Source organism: Streptomyces aculeolatus, assembly GCF_020400605.1.
In the GTDB taxonomy this organism is placed as follows: Bacteria; Actinomycetota; Actinomycetes; order Streptomycetales; family Streptomycetaceae; genus Streptomyces; species Streptomyces aculeolatus.
On record NZ_JAINRD010000033.1, the window covers coordinates 24,630 to 41,227 of the forward strand.

Sequence of the window (16,598 nt, forward strand, 5' to 3'; positions counted from 1 at the left end):
GCGGCGGAAAGACCACCATCACGATGGGGCTCTTCGGCACCTTCGGCTTCAAGGAGGCCGGGCTCTACGACGAGTACGAGAAGCTCAATCCCGACATCACCATCAAGGAGACGGTGATCGAGCGGAACGAGAACTATTACCCGCAGCTGCTGAACCACCTCACCAGCGACAGCGGCCTGGCGGACGTCCAGGCGATCGAGGTCGCCAACATCGCTGAGATCGTCGACACCCAGGCCGACAAGTTCATGGACCTCTCCGAGGTGAAGGGCGTCTCCGAGGAGGACTACCTGCCCTGGAAGTGGCAGATGGGCTCCACCTCCGACGGCAAGCTCGTCGGCCTGGACTCGGACATCGGCCCGATGGCCGTCTGCTACCGCAAGGACCACTTCGAGGCGGCCGGGCTGCCCACCGAACGCGACGAGGTCTCGAAGCTGTGGGAGGGCGACTGGCAGAAGTACCTCGACGTCGGCCGTGACTTCCAGAAGAAGGCCCCCGACGGCGTCGCCTGGGCGGACGCCGCCGGCGGCGTGTACAACGCGGCCGTGTCCTCCAACGAGACCCGCTACTACGACGAGGACGGCGAGGTCATCTACAACGAAAGCCCGGGCGTGCAGGAGTCCTGGGAGATCGCCTCGACCGCCGCGGAGGAGAAGCTGACGGGCAACCTCCAGCAGTTCACCAAGGGCTGGGACCAGGCGATGAGCAACGGCGACTTCGCCACCGTCTCCTGCCCGCCGTGGATGCTCGGCTACATCGCCGACAAGGGCGGCGAGAAGGCCATGGGCAAGTGGGACGTCGCCCAGGCGCCCGTCCCGGGCAACTGGGGCGGTTCCTTCTTCGGCGTCCCCGAAGCGGCGGAGAACAAGGAGGAGGCGGCCGAGTTCGTCGCCTGGCTGTTCGCGCCCGAGCAGCAGGCCAAGCTCTTCGCCGAGCGCGGCAGCTTCCCCAGCACCCCGTCTGCGTACGAGATGGACTCGGTCAAGAGCGCCACGAACGAGTACTTCGGCGACGCCCCGATCGGGGAGATCTTCGCCACCGCCGCCGAGGGCACCCCGGTTCAGATCATCGGCCCGAAGGACCAGGTCATCGCCGAGAACATCGCCAACGGGCTGCGGCTGGTCGAGCAGGGCAAGGAAGACGCGGACGGCGCCTGGGACTCGACCGCCGACGCGGTGGACAACGCACTGGACCGGTGAGACGGAATCCATGACCCAGACAGGATCGACCGCGGCCGCGCCCCCCTCAGCGGAGGGGGGCGCGGCCCCGCCCGCGCGGCGGGCCGCCGCCCGCGACCCGCGGAAGACGTGGCGCAGCAGGCGCTACCGGTGGGACGCCAAGTTCAGCCCGTACGCCTTCATCTCGCCGTTCTTCCTGTTCTTCGTCGCGTTCGGCCTCTTTCCGCTGCTCTACACCGCGTGGGCCTCGCTGCACCGGGTAGAGCTGACCGCACCCACCGACATGGAGTGGGCCGGCCTGCACAACTACAGCCGGCTGCTGGAAGACGACTTCTTCTGGAACTCGCTGTGGGTCACCTTCGTCCTCGCTGTGATCTCCACCGTGCCGCAGTTGCTCATGGCGCTCGGACTCGCACACCTGCTCAACTACAAGATGCGCGCCTCCGCCTTCTTCCGGGTGGCGATGCTGGCGCCGTACGCCACCAGCGTGGCGGCGGCGACGCTGGTCTTCGCCATGCTCTACGGCCGCGACTACGGGATCATCAACTGGGTGCTGGGGCAGTTCGGCGTCGGTGAGATCGACTGGCAGGCCGGCGACTGGACCTCGCGGATCGCCGTCGCGAGCATCGTGATCTGGCGCTGGACCGGCTACAACACCCTGATCTACCTGGCCGCGATGCAGGCCGTGCCCCAGGACCTGTACGAATCGGCCTCGCTCGACGGGGCGTCCCGCTGGCAGCAGTTCCTCCACGTCACGATCCCGTCGCTGCGGCCCACGATCCTGTTCACCGTCGTGGTGTCGACGATCGGTTCCGTACAGCTCTTCGGCGAGCCGCTGCTGTTCGACGAGACCAAGGGAGCCACCGGCGGCGCCGACCACCAGTTCCAGACGCTGGGCCTGTACATGTACGAGCAGGGCTGGCGCAATCTGCACCTGGGCCGGGCCGCGGCCATCGCCTGGGTGATGTTCCTGATCCTGGTGGTGATCGGCGTCATCAACGCCCTGATCGCACGCCGTCTGCGGAAGAGCTGAAGGAGAGCTCATGGCACTGCTCAAGACGGAAGCTCCCCCCGCGGCCACCCGCCGCCGACGCCGGCCGCGGGCCGGCGAAGCCGGCGGGCAGCAGCGGGCCGGCAAGCTGACGTACGCCATCCTGGCGCTCTTCACGGCCATCTCGATCGGCCCGCTCATCTACACCGCGATCGCGGCCTCCCGCACCAACGCGCGGCTGGCGGAGACGCCCCCGCCGCTCTGGTTCGGCGGCAACCTCTTCTCCAACATGGAGACGGCGTGGACCGACGCCAACATGGACCTGGCGCTGCTGAACACCACCATCGTGGCCGCGTCGGTCGCGGCGGGCACCGTGCTCTTCGGCACCCTGGCCGGGTTCGCCTTCGCCAAGCTGCGGTTCCGCCTCAAGAACCTGCTGCTGCTGCTCGTGATCGGCACCATGATGGTGCCGCCGCAACTGAGCGTCGTGCCGCTGTACATGGCGATCGCGGAGCTCGGCTGGATCGACCAGTTGCAGACGGTGATCCTGCCGTTCCTGGTCAGCGCCTTCGGCGTGTTCTTCATGCGGCAGTACCTGATCCAGGCGCTGCCGACCGAGCTGGTCGAGGCCGCCCGGGTGGACGGGGCGAGCAGCCTGCGCGTGATCTGGCACGTGGTCTTCCCCGCGGCACGGCCCGCCATGGCCGTGCTCGGCATGCTCACCTTCGTCTTCGCGTGGAACGAGTTCTTCTGGCCGATCATCGCCCTGACCCAGGAGAACCCGACCGTGCAGGTGGCGCTCACCGGGCTGCCGCGCGGCCATAACCCCGACCAGTCGGTGATCATGGCGGGCGCACTGCTGGGCACGCTGCCGCTGCTGCTGCTCCTGCTGCTCTTCGGCAAGCAGATCGTCGGCGGCATCATGCACGGCGCGGTCAAGGGCTGAGCGCCCGTGACCCGTTCACCCCGCCGGGGTACGACCCGCGCACCGCCCGGGGGGCGATGAGATACGACCGACCCTCGATGTCCACGACGTTCGACACCGCCTAGATTGGGAGCGCTCCCAGATGTCCGACACCACCGCTACCTTCCCCGAGCACTTCCTGTGGGGCACTGCCACCGCGGCGTACCAGATCGAAGGCGCCGCGCGGGAGCACGGCCGCACTCCCTCCATCTGGGACACCTTCTCGCACACCCCGGGGAAGACCGCGGGCGGCGACACCGGGGACGTCGCCGTCGACCACTACCACCGGCGCACCGAGGACGTACGCCTCATGGCCGGGCTCGGCGTCGGGGCGTACCGCTTCTCCGTCTCCTGGCCGCGCGTCCAGCCCACCGGCCGCGGCCCCGCCGTGCAGCGCGGGCTGGACTTCTACCGCGGGCTCGCCGACGAGCTGCTGGAGGCCGGCATCAAGCCGGTGCTCACGCTCTACCACTGGGACCTGCCGCAGGAGCTGGAGACGGCGGGCGGCTGGCCGGAGCGCGACACGGCGCACCGGTTCGCCGACTACGCCCGCCTCGTCGGCGACGCCCTCGGCGACCGCGTCGAGCTGTGGACCACGCTCAACGAGCCGTGGTGCAGCGCGTTCCTCGGCTACGCGGCCGGGGTGCACGCCCCCGGCCGCACCGACCCCGTCGCCGCCCTGCGCGCGGCGCACCACCTCAACCTGGCGCACGGGCTCGCCGTCGACGCGCTGCGCACCGCGCTGCCGGCCCGCGCCGAGATCTCCGTCAGCCTCAACCCCGCGGTCGTACGCCCCCGTACGGACTCCGAGGCGGACCGCGACGCGGCCCGCCAGGTCGACGCCCTGGCCACCCGCATCTTCACCGGCCCGATGCTCGACGGCGCCTACCCGCCCGACCTGCTCGACGACACCGCGCGGCTGACGGACTGGTCGTTCGTACGGGACGGGGACCTGCCGCTCATCAGCCGGCCGCTGGACTCGATCGGGCTGAACTACTACACGCCCACCGTCGTCTCCGCCGTCACCGGCGACGCCGTGCCCGAGCGCGCCGACGGCCACGGCGGCGGCGCGCGGTCCCCGTGGCCGGGCGCGGACCGCATCGCCTTCCACCAGCCGCCGGGCGAGCGCACCGCGATGGGCTGGACCGTCGATCCGACCGGGCTGACGGAGCTGCTGCTGCGGTTCACCGCCGACGCGCCGGACCTGCCGCTGTACATCACCGAGAACGGCGCGGCGTACGACGACAAGCCGGAGCCGGACGGGTCGGTGCACGACCCGGACCGCATCGCGTACCTGCACGGGCACATCGGCGCGGTGCACCGCGCCATCGCCGAGGGCGCCGACGTGCGGGGCTACTTCCTGTGGTCGCTGCTGGACAACTTCGAGTGGGCCTACGGCTACGGCAAGCGGTTCGGCGCGGTGCACGTGGACTACACCTCGCAGCGGCGCACCCCGAAGTCCAGCGCCCGCTGGTACGCGGACGTGATCCGCGCGGGGGCGCTGCCGCCGCTCGACATCTGACCCGCGGCGCGACGGCGCCCGGCACGGCGGGCGCCGGACGGGCCCCGCGCCTGCCGACCGGGTGCGGCTGACTGCCGATCGGGAGACAAGGGCACGGCACGCCGGCACTCGGCGGACCGCGGGGCACGGCGGGCCGCGGGGCACGGCAGAACGGGGCACAGGAGACCGGCCGCCCGGAGACCCGGGCGGAGAGACGGGCGTCCGCCGGACCGGCAACCGGCGGGCGCCACCGGGGAGGGCGAGGGCCGCCGCGGCCCGGATCCAGGCCGCCGCGTGACGGGCGGGGGCCTGCGGCCGGCGCGGCGGGCCGGCGCCTTTCAGGGGCGGGGGCCGCCGCCCGCGCTACGCGCGCCGCGCACCCGCGCCCGCGCCCGCGGCGGCTCCCGGCCCCGTCCCCGCAGCCCCGGTGCCGGGGCCACTCGCGCCCGTACCGCCGCCCTTGCCCGCACCCCTGCCGGTGCCCGGGGCCGCCGCCCCGGCCCCGCCGCCGTCGTCCGCGCCGGGGCCGGCGGTCGCTCCGTCCGCCGCCCGGCCGCGCCGCCCCCGCACCACCCGGTGCCGCTGCCGGCGCCGCTCGCCGTCCGCCGCGGCAGGACCGGGGCGCAGCGCCAGCCAGAGCCGTATCTCCGCGCCGCCCAGCACCGAACGCCCGATCCGCACGTCCCCGCCCGTCGACTCCGCGACCCGCCGCACGATGTCGAGCCCCAGCCCCGTCGAACCCGGCCCGCCCTGCCCCAGGCCGCGGGTGAGCGCCGCCTCGGGGTCGCGGATGCCGGGGCCCGCGTCGGAGGCGAGCACGATGACGGCGTCGCCCGCGTGGTGCACGTCGACGGAGAAGTCGGTGCCCTCCGGGGTGTGCCGGAAGACGTTGCCGATGAGCGCGTCGACGGCGGCGACCAACTCGGCGCGCGCCACCGGCACCTGCGCCGGCCGGTCGACCCCGGCCAGCCGCGCGGACCTGCGCTCGTCCTCGGCCAGCGCGGACCAGAACTCCATCCGCTCCCTGATGACCGCGGAGACGTCGCAGCCGGCCACCGCCGCCGCCTGCTGCCCGGCGGGCCGGCCGCGCTGCTCGCGCACGGCGGCGATGATCTGGTCGATCTCGCGCTCCAGTTGGGCGACCGCCTGCCGGGTCTGCTCGGCGGCGCCGCTGTCGCCGAGGGAGGCGGCGTTGAGCCGCAGCACGGTCAGCGGGGTGCGCAGCCGGTGGGAGAGGTCGGCGGCCAGCTCGCGCTCGTTGGCCAGCAGCAGCGCGACCTGGTCGGCCATCGAGTTGAACGCCACGGCCGCCGAGCGCAGTTCGGAGGGACCGGACTCCTCGACCCGGACGCCGAGCTTGCCCTCCCCCAGGTCGTGCGCGGCGCCCGCCAGGCGGCGCGCGGGCCGCACCATCCGGGTGCCGAGCCGGTCCGCCACGGCGACGGAGCCCGCGACCAGCGCGAGGCCGACGCCGGCCAGCACCAGCCACGCCAGCGTCACGCCCTCGGTCAGCTCCCCCGCCGGCACGAACACCTCCACGACGGCGACCCGGTCGCCCTCCACGGCGATGGGCTGCAGCAGCGCGTGCCCGCCGGCGACTTCGACCAGCGACGAGGTGCCCGCGCCGGAGGCGCGCTCCACGTCGGCCCCGCCGGCGCGCGGCTCCCCGATCCGTACCGCCGACATGCCCTCCGCGCTGCCGCGCGGCACGTGCACCGCGATCCGCCCGCCCGCACCGGCCTCGGTGCTGCCCACCGCACGCTCCAACTGCTCGGCGTCGGTGGTGATCGCCAGCGCCGGGCCGATGCCGGCGGCGATCCGCTCGGCGTTGGTCAGCGCCCGGTCCCGCGCCATCTCCTTGACGACCAGCCCGAGCGGCACGGCGAACGCGACCACGACCATCACCGTGACCGCCAGGCACACCTTGACCAGCGCCCACCTCATGGCGGCGGGATCCCGGCCGGCGGGTCGAGCTTCACGCCGACGCCGCGCAGGGTGTGCAGATACCGGGGCCTGGCGGCCGTCTCGCCGAGCTTGCGGCGCAGCCAGGACAGATGGACGTCGATCGTCTGGTCGTCGCCGTACGACTGCCGCCACACCTCGGACAGCAGCTCCCGGCGCGGCACGACGACGCCGGGCCGCTCGGCGAGGAACGCCAGCATGTCGAACTCGCGCCGGGTCAGGTCCAGTTCGCGGCCGTCCAGCACCGCCCGGCGGCGGCGCAGGTCGATGGCGAGCCCGCCGACGCACAGCTCGCGCGGCGGCGGGGCGGCGGCGGTGCGGCCCCCGGCGCGGCGCAGAACCGCGCCGAGGCGGGCCTGGAGGTGCTCGACGGAGAAGGGCTTGACGAGATAGTCGTCGGCGCCGTCGTTGAGGATGCGGACGATCTCCGACTCGTCGTCCCGGGCGGTGGCGACGATGACGGGCACGTCGGTGAGGCCCCGGAGCATCTTCAGCACCTCGGCGCCGTCGAGGTCGGGGAGCCCGAGGTCGAGGATCACGACGTCGAACCCGTGGTGCGCGACCTCGCGGAGCGCCTCCAGCGCCGTGCCCACGCTGCGCACGGTGTGGGCGGCGTCCGTGAGGTGCCTGATCAGCGCGGAGCGCACGAACTGGTCGTCCTCCACCAGCAGCACACTTGCCATGCCCGGCAACGTACGCCAAAAGCGCGGTGCGCGCCGCCCCGCCTCCGCGCCTGTGGACAACGCCCTGTGGACAACCGGCGGCGGGCGGTTCCGGCCGGTGGTGCGGCATCGCGGGGCGGGGGGCGGGTGCGGCAGGATATGGCCGATGCGTCGAAGGCTCGTGCACGCGCTCGCGTGGACCCTGGCGACACTGGCGGCCGTGACCGTGTCGTGGTTCGGGGTCCGGCTGGTGCTGGACAGCACCTCCGACCGCCCGCACACGGTGCCGCTGTCGGGCCGGGCGCCGTCCTCGTCGCCGCCGCCCCTGGTCGGCACGGCCACGGAGCGTCCCGCACCGCCCTCGCCGACGCCGTCGCCGACGACCCCGTCGGCGGCGGAGAGTTCACCGGAGCCGCCGGAGCGTACGGAGAGTCCGCAGGGCACCGGGGAAGCGGCGAACGGAACGGGGAACGCCACGGGAGGCGGCCCCGGGAGCGCGGCACAGCGGGACCGGCCGGCCGCGAGCGCCCGGGGGGACGTGCAGACCTACCCGGTGGCCGGCGGGCGCGTGACGTTCGAGATGACCGCGGACTCGGCGGAGCTGGTCTCGGCGACGCCGGAGGCCGGGTGGCAGATGCAGACGTGGGAGCAGACGACGTGGATACGCGTCGACTTCGTCGGCGACGGCCGGCGGACGTCGGTGATCTGCACGTGGCACGACAGCGAGCCGCGGGTGGAGACGAACGAGTACGCGACCTGAGGGCCCCGCGCGCCCTGGCCGCGGTTAGGTGAACACCCCGGGCGGCGGCGCCGGCGAGCCGGTCGCCGTGGCGTCGGTCACCGGGCGGGCGCCCGCGGCGAAGTCCCGCAGTCCGCGGCCGTGTTCGACGCGGCCGGGCTGCGGGTCGGTGGCCGCCCGCCGGGTCAGCTCGGCGACCGGCAGCGGCGCGGCGGAGCCGAGGAGCACGGCGTTGCCGAAGCGCCGGCCGCGCCAGACGGCGGGGGCGGCGATGACGCACAGCTCGGGGAAGACCTCGGCGGCGGTGGCTGTCTGGGCCCGCAGGTACGCGAGCGGCGGCCCGTCGGCGAGGTTCGCGGCGTAGACGCCGCCGGGGCGCAGCACCCGGCGCACCTCGCCCAGGAACTCGGTGGTCGTCAGGTGCGCGGGCGTGCGCGCGACGTGGAAGACGTCGCCCACGATCAGGTCCGCCCAGTCGTCCGGCATCCTGGCCAGCACCGCGCGGGCGTCCCCGTGCCGCACCCGGATCCGGGCCCGCTCGGGCAGCGGCAGTTCGGCGCGGACCAGCGCGGTGAGCCTGCCGTCGATCTCGACGGCCTGCTGGACGGAGCGGGGGCGGGTGGCGGCGACGTAGCGCGGGAGGGTGAGCGCGCCGCCGCCGAGGTGCAGGACCTGCACGGGGCGGCCGGCGGGGGCGACGAGGTCGGCGGCGTGGCCGAGGCGGCGCTGGTACTCGAACTCCAGGTGCGCGGGGTCGTCGAGGTCGACGTGGGACTGCGGGGCGCCGTCGAGGAGCAGCATCCAGGCGCGCGGGCGGTCGGGGTCGGGACGCAGTTCGGCGGTGCCGCCGTCCACGTCCACCACGACGGGGCTGCGCCCGCCGCGCGACCTCTGTCTGGCCACGCGCCCAGTATCCCCCGCCCCGGCCGGTGGCGCGCCCCCGCGGGGTGCGGGGCCCGGGGCGGGGCGGGCGCGGTCGGGGTACGCGGGCCGGTGGCGGCGGCTCAGAAGCGGTCGGCGGCCTCGATCGTGCGGGCCGCCTCGCACAGCGCCGCCGCCAGCAGCACCGGGTCCGTCGCCGGCGCAGCCTCCTCGGGCGGCACCAGCCAGTACGTCCCCGCCACCGGCGGCGCGGCCGGCCCGCGGTCGCGGTGCAGCGTCGGGGTGCACGCGCTGCCGGGCAGGTCCCAGCGCGCCGCCGTGCCGGGCGGCACCAGGAAGCCCAGGGTGTCGACGCCGCCGTCGTGCAGCACGGGCCCGACGGCCGTGCGCAGCCGGAGGATGTCGACCGCTTCGAGGCCGTGTCTGGCCGGGACGGTGACCAGGTCACACGGGTCCGCGGCCACCCTCGTACCGACAGTGGCCTCCCCGCCGGTGTCCGGCACAGGAACCCCTCCTCATCCAGTCCCCGTCGTGGTTCCCCCGGTCCTCTGCACATCCAACGCCCGGGACACGTCAACGGCACGGCATGAAGTCGCCGCAAAGGATGGCGTTTTATGGCGGATCGGGGGCGCCGGGGGCCCGGTGTCGGCAGACTCTCCGTGGCGGCGCGCGCACCCCGGGTGCGACCGGGCCGCCGCGCGGCACCGGCCGGCGCGGCACAGCAGTTGCCGACCGGGCGGCCGCGGAACAGTAGTTGCCGAGCAGCACCTGCGGAGGGAGAGCGGACGTGGCCGCCCCACCCGACCCCTTGCGCCCCAACACCGCCTTCCGCGCGCTGCGCGGCAGGCTTTCACCGGGCGAGTTCGCCGCCGCGGTGCGGCGGGCCGCGCGGGAGATCGGCGAACAGGTCTCGTGTGACGCGCGTTACGTGGGCCGCGTCGAGTCCGGCGAGATCCGGTGCCCGAACTACGCGTACGAGCGCGTGTTCCTGCACATGTTCCCCGGCCGCTCGCTGGGCGATCTGGGCTTCGCGCCGCGGGCGGCGGTACGGGGCCGAGGGGCGCGCGGTGGCAGCGATGCGCCCCCGCGCACGTCCGTACGCCCTGGGCCCTCCGGGGAACCGGCCGAGCCGCCGCCACCCGCCCCCGCCGGCGGCCCCGCGCCGACCCGCCCGCGCCCTGCGCCCCTCCCGCCCTTCCCGGCGCTGCCGCCCGCCCGGGCCCGTACGCCCGAGTTCCCCGCGGCCGCCGTGGCGGAGGCGGTACGCCTCATCCGGCTGCACGACGACCGGCACGGCGCCGACGACCTCTACGCGCGCGCCGGCTGCACCCTGCGCACCGCCCGCGCCCTGCTCCCGGAGACCGCGCCCCGCCCCGGCTCCGACGCCGAGCGGCTGCACGCCGCGGCGGGCGAGCTGGCCCTGTCCGTCGGCTGGCTGGCACACGACTCCGGCCGCTACGCCGACGCCCGCTCGCACTACGCCGAGGCCCTCGCCACCGCCCGGCTCGCCGACGACCCCGCCCTGGAGGCGCACGCCTTCTCCAACACCGCCTTCCTGGCCCGCGACACCGGCCGCGCCCACGAGGCCGTCCGCGCCGCCCAGGCCGGCCGCCGGGCCGCCGCCGCGCTCGGCTCCGACCGGCTGCGCTCGCTGCTCGCCGCCCGCGAGGCCGGCGGCTGGGCGCTGCTCGGCGACAGCGCCGCGACCGGCGAGGCGCTGGCCGCGGCCGGCGACCTGTTCGCCCGGGGCACGGCGGACGACGGCCCGGAGTGGATGTCGTTCTACGGCGAGGCCGAGCTGACGGGCCTGGAGGCGCAGTGCTGGGCGGCGCTCGGCGACCACCACCGCGCCGCCGAACGCGCCCGCCGCGCCGTGCTCCTCCAGGACCCGCACTTCGTCCGCAACACCGCCCTGTTCACCGCGGAACTGGCCGAAAACCTCGCCGCCGCCGGCCACCCCGACGAGGCCGCCGCCGCGGGCCGCAGCGCGCTCGCGCTCCTTCAGGAGGTACGATCCGCGCGCGTACGGGCCATGCTCGACGGCACCGCGGAGCGGCTGCGACGCTGGTCCGGCAACACCGAGGTCGAGGCGTTTCTCACGAATCTGCGACCGATTTCGGCCTGATCCGGCCCTCCGGGGCAACCTTTCCGGATCATTCAGCGTCTTTCTGGCTCCCTCCACCGTTCGGTGGACGGGATATACACCGTGCAGTGGGCTGACGTACACCGTACGGTTGACCGTGGGCCACGTGGGGCGGCCCGCAGCGGGGAAGCGGAGACGGAGTGCCTGGACCATGCGACTGAGGCAGCGTTGGTGGACGGAGCTGTTGCTCGTCGTCGTGGTGTACATGGCGTATTCGGCCGGCAGACTCCTCGCCCGCGGCGACGTGGCCATGGCCGTCGACAACGGCCTCGCGCTGCTCGACATCGAGAAGACCCTGCACATCAACTTCGAGGACCCGCTCAACAGACTGTTCACCGCGCACGCGGTGCTCGGCGTCCCCGCAGACTTCATCTACGCGTCCCTGCACTACGTCGTCACACCCGTCGTCCTGGTGTGGGTCTGGCTCCGCCACCGCGTGCACTACCGGCGCTACCGCACCTGGCTGCTGCTCTCCACCGTCGTCGCCCTCGTCGGCTTCATCCTCATGCCGACCTGCCCGCCGCGGCTGCTGGACCCGGCGTACGGGTTCGTCGACACGATGGCGCAGTACTCGTCGTACGGCTGGTGGGGCGGCGAGGCCAGCGCGCCCCGCGGGCTCGGCGGTCTGACCAACCAGTACGCGGCGATGCCCAGCCTGCACGTGGGCTGGGCGCTGTGGTGCGCGGTGGTGCTGTGGCGGCACGCGCCGCACACGCCGGTGCGGCTGCTGGGCGTCGCGTACCCGCTCGTCACCACCATCGTGGTCATGGGCACCGCCAACCACTACTTCCTCGACGCCGTCGCCGGCGCCGCCGTCATGGGCATCGGCTGGCTGCTGCTGCGCCCGGCGCTGCGCGCCGCGGACGGCATCCGCCGCCGGGTCTACCGCCTGGGCGCCCGCGTCGGCGGCAGCGGCAGCGGCACGCCCGCGGGCGGGGGCGTGGTCGCCACCGGCGGCCCGCGGCCGGAAGGGGCGGACGACGCGGGCGGAGACGACGCACCGGCGGACGACCGCGTACCGGAGAAGGTCCGCACGGGCGGAGGCAGCGGCGTCCCGGCCAACGACCCGGACCCGCCCCACATCCCGAGCCCGCGCACCACGCACGACGACCCGGCCCCGGGCGACCCGCCGACGCCGTCGGGCGGCAGAAGGGCGCCGGTGGAGCAGCGCGGCGGCCCGGCACAGGTGATGTGCCGGAGGCTGGCCTACTGACCCGCGGCCGCCCCGCCGCCGCACCCCCCTGTCGGTGGGGCGTGCCAGACTGCGGCGCGTGGAACGTACGACCGCTACGGGCGACTTGACCCCCGCCGGCGCCGCCCCCGCACTGCGCCGCCGGCTCGACGCGCTGCGCGGCGCGGACGTGCAGCCGCGCGCCCTGGACGCACGGGCGCTGGCCGCACTCGCGGCCAACCCCGGATGCCGCCGCCGGACGCTGCTGGACGGCGCCGGGATCGACAAGGGCGCGCTCGCCGAGGCGCTGGGCAGACCGGCGCCGTTCGGGCAGTCGCAGTTCGCGTTCGCCCGCGGCAACGCCTTCGAGGCCCGTATCACCGCCGACGAGGGCGCCGAGTTGCTGGCCCTCCTCGCCGAGCGGGCCGGCGGGACGCCGCCGGAGCCCGAAGCGGTCCACGTCCCCGACCTCGCCGCCCCCGGCCCCCGCGGGCGCACCGAGCGCACCCGGCTGGCCATCGCCGAGGCGGTGGCGCGGGGCGGCTGGACGCTGCTGCGGCACCCGATGGTCAGCCTGGAGGTCGCGGGCGCGCCGGTCTATCTGGAGCCGGACGCGGCGGTCGTCGGACCGGACGGGCGCTGCACGGTGGTCGAGATCAAGTCCTTCCCGATCCTCGACGGCGCGGCCGACCCGGCGAAGGTGGGCGCGGCGGCGCGGCAGGCCGCGGTGTACGTGCTGGCGCTGCTGCCGCACTGCGAGGTCCACGACAGCGTGCTGCTGGTGTGCCCCAAGGACTTCTCCAACCAGCCGGTCGCCGAGCCCGTCGACGTACGCAAGCAACTGGCCGCCACCCGCCGCCAGCTCGCGCGCCTCACCCGCCTCGAAGCGATCGCCGCCGCCCTGCCGGCGGATCTGAGCCTGGACGTCCGCCAGCCCCCGCCGCGCCTCACGGCGGCGGTGGAGGCGGTGGACGCGGCGTACGCGCCGGAGTGCCTGGCGGCGTGCGAGCTGGCGTTCCATTGCCGCGCCCGGGCCCGGGAGCGCGGGGACGTGACGGCACTGGGCCGCGGCGTACGCAGCGACCTGGGCGGCCTGCGCACGGTCGGCGAAGTCGTGGCGGCGGCGTCGGGCGCGGCGGCGGAGGCGAACGGGACGGCGTCGGGCGGGGCGGAGCCGGAGTCGGGCAGTACGGCGGCGGGCGGTCTTCCTCCCGAGGACCCCGCCGTGGCCGCGCTGCGGCGGGCCGCCGCGCTGCGCGCGGAAGCGCTGTCCGCGGCGGCTGCCGCCGCTGCCGCCGCGGGCCCGGCGGAGGCGGGCGGTGGCGGCTCGTGAGCCTCATGGTCACCCTCGCGCGGGCGGAGGCCGTGGCCGCCGGCCGGGCCACCCCCCTCGCGACCGTGCGGCACCGGCACCTGTCCGACCGGCCGCTCGTCCTCGTCCCGATGACCGCCGCGGGCGAGGCCGCCGCCCCGCTCGGCGCCCTGGTCGGCTGCGACCGCGACCGGCCGCGCCTGCTGGTCGTGCCGCAGCCGCGCGACCGCGACCTGCGGTTCGCGTTCCTCGCGGAGCTGGCGGCGGAAGTGCTGCCGTACATCGAGTCGTACGCGGACGGCCCCGGTGACGACGCCGAAGCCGACGCCGCGGGCGACGCGCCGGACGGCACCGCCGCAGGCGACGGCGACGGCGACGGCACCGAACGCGCCGAGGAGCCCTGTGCCGACGCCGCGCAGCTGCTCGTGCCCAGCCGCGCCGGCGTCGAGTACGTGCGCCTCCTCGGCCGCTCCATGCGCTTCCGCAGGACCGCCGAGGACGACCCGGACACCCCGCACCCCGCGCCCCCGCGCGTGCCGCTCCTCGGCCGCTGGCTGTCGCACTACGGCGAGCGGGCGCGCGTGCCCGGCGCCGCGCTGCTGCTGTCGGCCACCGAACTCCTCGCCCGGCACTGGGCCACCGGCCAGAGCACCGTCGAGGACCAGCACCTCGGCGCCCTGCTCGCCTGGATCACTGACGGCGCGGCGGCAGCGGAGCGCGCGGAGACCGGCCGCGACGCCGAGGGCCAGCTGCTCGTGCCCCCGGCCGGACCCGCCACCGACCCCGCCTTCGACAACCGCCTGCTGGCCCCCGCCATGACCCGCTTCGACCGCGCCCGCGCCGACGGCGACGCCGCCGCGCTGCGGGCGGCGGAAGACGCCGTCGCCCGGCTCGTCGAGAGCCGGCTGCGGCCCACGTGGGACGCCCTCTGGCGGTCGTACGACCTGCTGCGGGCCCTGCCGGCGGGCGCGCACGTGCCGGGCCGGTGGCTCGGCGACAGGTGGTCGTTCACCGCCCACCGCGACCGGCTGCGCGCCGGCGAGCCGCCCCAGCCGCGCCGCGACGACGCCGTGACCGCCGCCCGCAAGCTGGCCCAGCGGGAGCGGGCGCTCGCCGAACTGGACGCCCAGGAGGCGCTGGACGACCCGCTGACGATGGCGGAGCGGCGGCTCGCGGGGCAGGCGTTCGTGTGCCGTACGGAGTCGGTGGAGATGGCGTACTCCGAAGGCCGCCGCCCGATGCCCCGGCCGCTGGTCACCGTCGTCACGGACGACGAACCGCACCTGGAGGACGGCGGCAAGGTCTACCGCGAGCTGCCGGGCGGACGCACGCAGCGCGCGCTGGTCGCCGGGGCCGGGGAGGGGCGGGTGACCGTGCAGTTGCAGGACGGCATGGGCCGCTCCCGCGCTCCCGCGGAGGGCTCGGTGCCGGAGCCGGGCGACCGGGTGGTGTGGACGCTCTTCGAGCACACGGCCCGCCGCGGCCCGGCGCTGCCGGATCCTGAGGACACCCCGTGGACGCACGGCAGCCCGGCGGGGCGGACCGCGGAGGAGCCGGACCGGGTGACGGCGGAGGACTTCCTGTGACGACGGAACCGAGGACCGGCGCACGGACCGGCCCGGCGACGGCGCCGGAGCACCGGCCGGGGACGGAGCCCGGGCCGGGGACGGACGCGCAGGGGCCCGCGACCGCCGCGTACGGCGCCCTGCCGGCCGCCGCCGAGCACCCCGACCCCGCCACCGCCGCCCGCCTCGCCACCGAGGCCATCCTCCGCGACACCCTCGACGGCCCGGCGCGCGGCGTGCTCGTCGACTCCCCGCCCGGCGCCGGGAAGTCCACCCTCGTCGTCCGCGCCGCCCGCGAACTGGCCGCCGCGGGCCGCCGGCTCGTCCTCGTGGCGCAGACCAACGCGCAGGTCGACGACCTCGTCGACCGCCTCGCCCGCGAGCAGCCCGATCTGCCCGTGGGCCGGCTGCACAGCAGCGACCCCCGGCCCTACGACCCCGTGCTCGACGGCCACGAGCACGTCCGCACCGCCACGAACCTCGCCGATCTCGCCGGCCTGGACGTCGTCGCGTCCACCGCCGCGAAGTGGGCCTACGTCGCCGCGGCCCGGGCGAAGCAGGGCGCCGACGCCGAGCGCTGGGAGCACGCCATCGTCGACGAGGCGTACCAGATGCGCTCCGACGCCCTGCTCTCGGTCGGCGGGCTCTTCGAGCGCGCGCTGTTCGTGGGCGACCCCGGGCAGCTCGACCCGTTCAGCGCGGTCGGCGCCGAGCAGTGGTCGGGGCTGGCCTGGGACCCGGCGGCAAGCGCGGTGACGACGCTGCTGGCCCACCACCCCGGGCTGCCGCAGCACCGGCTGCCGGTGTCCTGGCGGCTGCCGGCGTCGGCCGCGCCGCTGGTGTCGCGGGCGTTCTACCCCTTCACGCCGTTCCGCAGCGGTACGGGCCCGGGCGAGCGGCGGCTGACGTTCGCGCGGCGGTCCGACGGCTCGGCCGCCGACCGGGTGCTGGACGAGGCGGCGGCGAGCGGCTGGGGGCTGCTGGAGCTGCCCGCGGCGCACACGCCGCGGACCGACCCGGCGGCGGTGGCCGCGGTGGCGCAGGTCGTGCGGCGGCTGCTGGAGCGGGACGGCACGACGGCGTCGGAGCGCGGCGGCGGCGCGCTGACGGCGGACCGGATCGCCGTGGGCACGGCGCACCGGGACCAGGCCGCGGCGGTACGGGCCGCGCTCGCGCGGGCGCTGCCGCGAGAGGCGGCGGACGCGGTGGCGGTGGACACGGCGAACCGGCTGCAGGGCATGGAGTTCGACGTCACGGTGGTGCTCCACCCGCTCTCCGGCCGGCCGGACGCGACGGCGTTCCACCTGGAGACCGGACGGCTGTGCGTGCTCGCCTCGCGGCACCGGCACGCGTGCGTCGTGGTGTGCCGGGCGGGCGTGCCGGAGCTGCTGGACGAGCACCCGTCGACGGAGCCGGTGCAGCTCGGTGCGGCGGTGAAGTTCCCGGACGGCTGGGAGGCCCACCAGGCGGTGCTGGCGCACCTGGCGGACCATCGCGTACGGGCGTGACGGCCGGCGCGGCACGCGCCCGT

Annotated in this window: 14 protein-coding genes; 10 read left to right on the plus strand and 4 right to left on the minus strand. The window is 75.7% G+C overall.

Features of this window, described 5'->3' with window-relative positions; all coding sequences use genetic code 11:
* Positions 1–23: 23 nt before the first annotated feature.
* From LG396_RS35620 to LG396_RS35635, 4 genes are all read left to right on the plus strand, one after another.
* Positions 24–1,196: an ABC transporter substrate-binding protein gene (locus LG396_RS35620; protein WP_225797905.1), complete on the plus strand. Its 1,173-nt coding sequence runs from the start codon at positions 24–26 to the stop codon at positions 1,194–1,196.
* A gap of 10 nt (positions 1,197–1,206) precedes the next feature.
* Complete coding sequence (locus LG396_RS35625) at positions 1,207–2,208, plus strand: carbohydrate ABC transporter permease (protein WP_225797884.1); 1,002 nt, start codon at positions 1,207–1,209, stop codon at positions 2,206–2,208.
* Positions 2,209–2,218: 10 nt separating this feature from the next.
* Positions 2,219–3,112, plus strand: a complete 894-nt coding sequence (locus LG396_RS35630) for a carbohydrate ABC transporter permease (protein WP_225797885.1) — start codon at positions 2,219–2,221, stop codon at positions 3,110–3,112.
* 121 nt (positions 3,113–3,233) lie between these two features.
* The gene (locus tag LG396_RS35635; RefSeq protein WP_145897202.1) at positions 3,234–4,652 is read left to right on the plus strand and encodes a GH1 family beta-glucosidase; all 1,419 of its coding nucleotides are present in this window, start codon (positions 3,234–3,236) and stop codon (positions 4,650–4,652) included.
* 342 nt (positions 4,653–4,994) lie between these two features.
* On the opposite strand, the gene LG396_RS35640 is transcribed toward LG396_RS35635, so the two are convergent.
* Positions 4,995–6,575, minus strand: coding sequence for a HAMP domain-containing sensor histidine kinase (locus LG396_RS35640; protein ID WP_225797886.1), 1,581 nt, complete (start codon positions 6,573–6,575; stop codon positions 4,995–4,997).
* Positions 6,572–7,276 (minus strand): response regulator transcription factor, encoded by a 705-nt coding sequence (locus tag LG396_RS35645; RefSeq protein ID WP_225797887.1) that lies wholly within the window; start codon positions 7,274–7,276, stop codon positions 6,572–6,574. The genes LG396_RS35640 and LG396_RS35645 overlap by 4 nt, the downstream gene beginning before the upstream one ends.
* Positions 7,277–7,421: 145 nt before the next feature.
* On the opposite strand from LG396_RS35645, the gene LG396_RS35650 reads away from it, so the two are divergent.
* Positions 7,422–8,015 carry a hypothetical protein gene (locus tag LG396_RS35650; RefSeq protein WP_263980001.1) on the plus strand — a complete coding sequence of 198 codons (594 nt, stop codon included), beginning with the start codon at positions 7,422–7,424 and terminating at the stop codon, positions 8,013–8,015.
* 24 nt (positions 8,016–8,039) lie between these two features.
* On the opposite strand, the gene LG396_RS35655 is transcribed toward LG396_RS35650, so the two are convergent.
* On the minus strand, positions 8,040–8,897 hold the full coding sequence (locus tag LG396_RS35655) for a spermidine synthase (RefSeq protein WP_018851303.1): 858 nt from the start codon (positions 8,895–8,897) through the stop codon (positions 8,040–8,042).
* Between the two features lie 101 nt (positions 8,898–8,998).
* A complete protein-coding gene (locus LG396_RS35660) occupies positions 8,999–9,379 on the minus strand; it encodes a hypothetical protein (RefSeq protein ID WP_225797888.1) in 381 nt (126 codons plus the stop codon).
* Between the two features lie 305 nt (positions 9,380–9,684).
* On the opposite strand from LG396_RS35660, the gene LG396_RS35665 reads away from it, so the two are divergent.
* From LG396_RS35665 to LG396_RS35685, 5 genes are all read left to right on the plus strand, one after another.
* Positions 9,685–11,001: an NsdA family TPR-like regulatory protein gene (locus LG396_RS35665; RefSeq protein WP_225797906.1), complete on the plus strand. Its 1,317-nt coding sequence runs from the start codon at positions 9,685–9,687 to the stop codon at positions 10,999–11,001.
* A gap of 169 nt (positions 11,002–11,170) precedes the next feature.
* Entirely contained in the window at positions 11,171–12,232 is a 1,062-nt protein-coding gene (locus LG396_RS35670) for a phosphatase PAP2 family protein (RefSeq protein WP_225797889.1), read from the plus strand.
* Positions 12,233–12,317: 85 nt separating this feature from the next.
* The gene (locus LG396_RS35675; protein WP_225797907.1) at positions 12,318–13,523 is read left to right on the plus strand and encodes a hypothetical protein; all 1,206 of its coding nucleotides are present in this window, start codon (positions 12,318–12,320) and stop codon (positions 13,521–13,523) included.
* A 5-nt stretch (positions 13,524–13,528) separates the two neighbouring features.
* A complete protein-coding gene (locus LG396_RS35680) occupies positions 13,529–15,088 on the plus strand; it encodes a hypothetical protein (RefSeq protein ID WP_225797908.1) in 1,560 nt (519 codons plus the stop codon).
* Positions 15,085–16,575 carry an AAA domain-containing protein gene (locus tag LG396_RS35685; RefSeq protein ID WP_225797890.1) on the plus strand — a complete coding sequence of 497 codons (1,491 nt, stop codon included), beginning with the start codon at positions 15,085–15,087 and terminating at the stop codon, positions 16,573–16,575. The genes LG396_RS35680 and LG396_RS35685 overlap by 4 nt, the downstream gene beginning before the upstream one ends.
* Positions 16,576–16,598 lie beyond the last annotated feature (23 nt).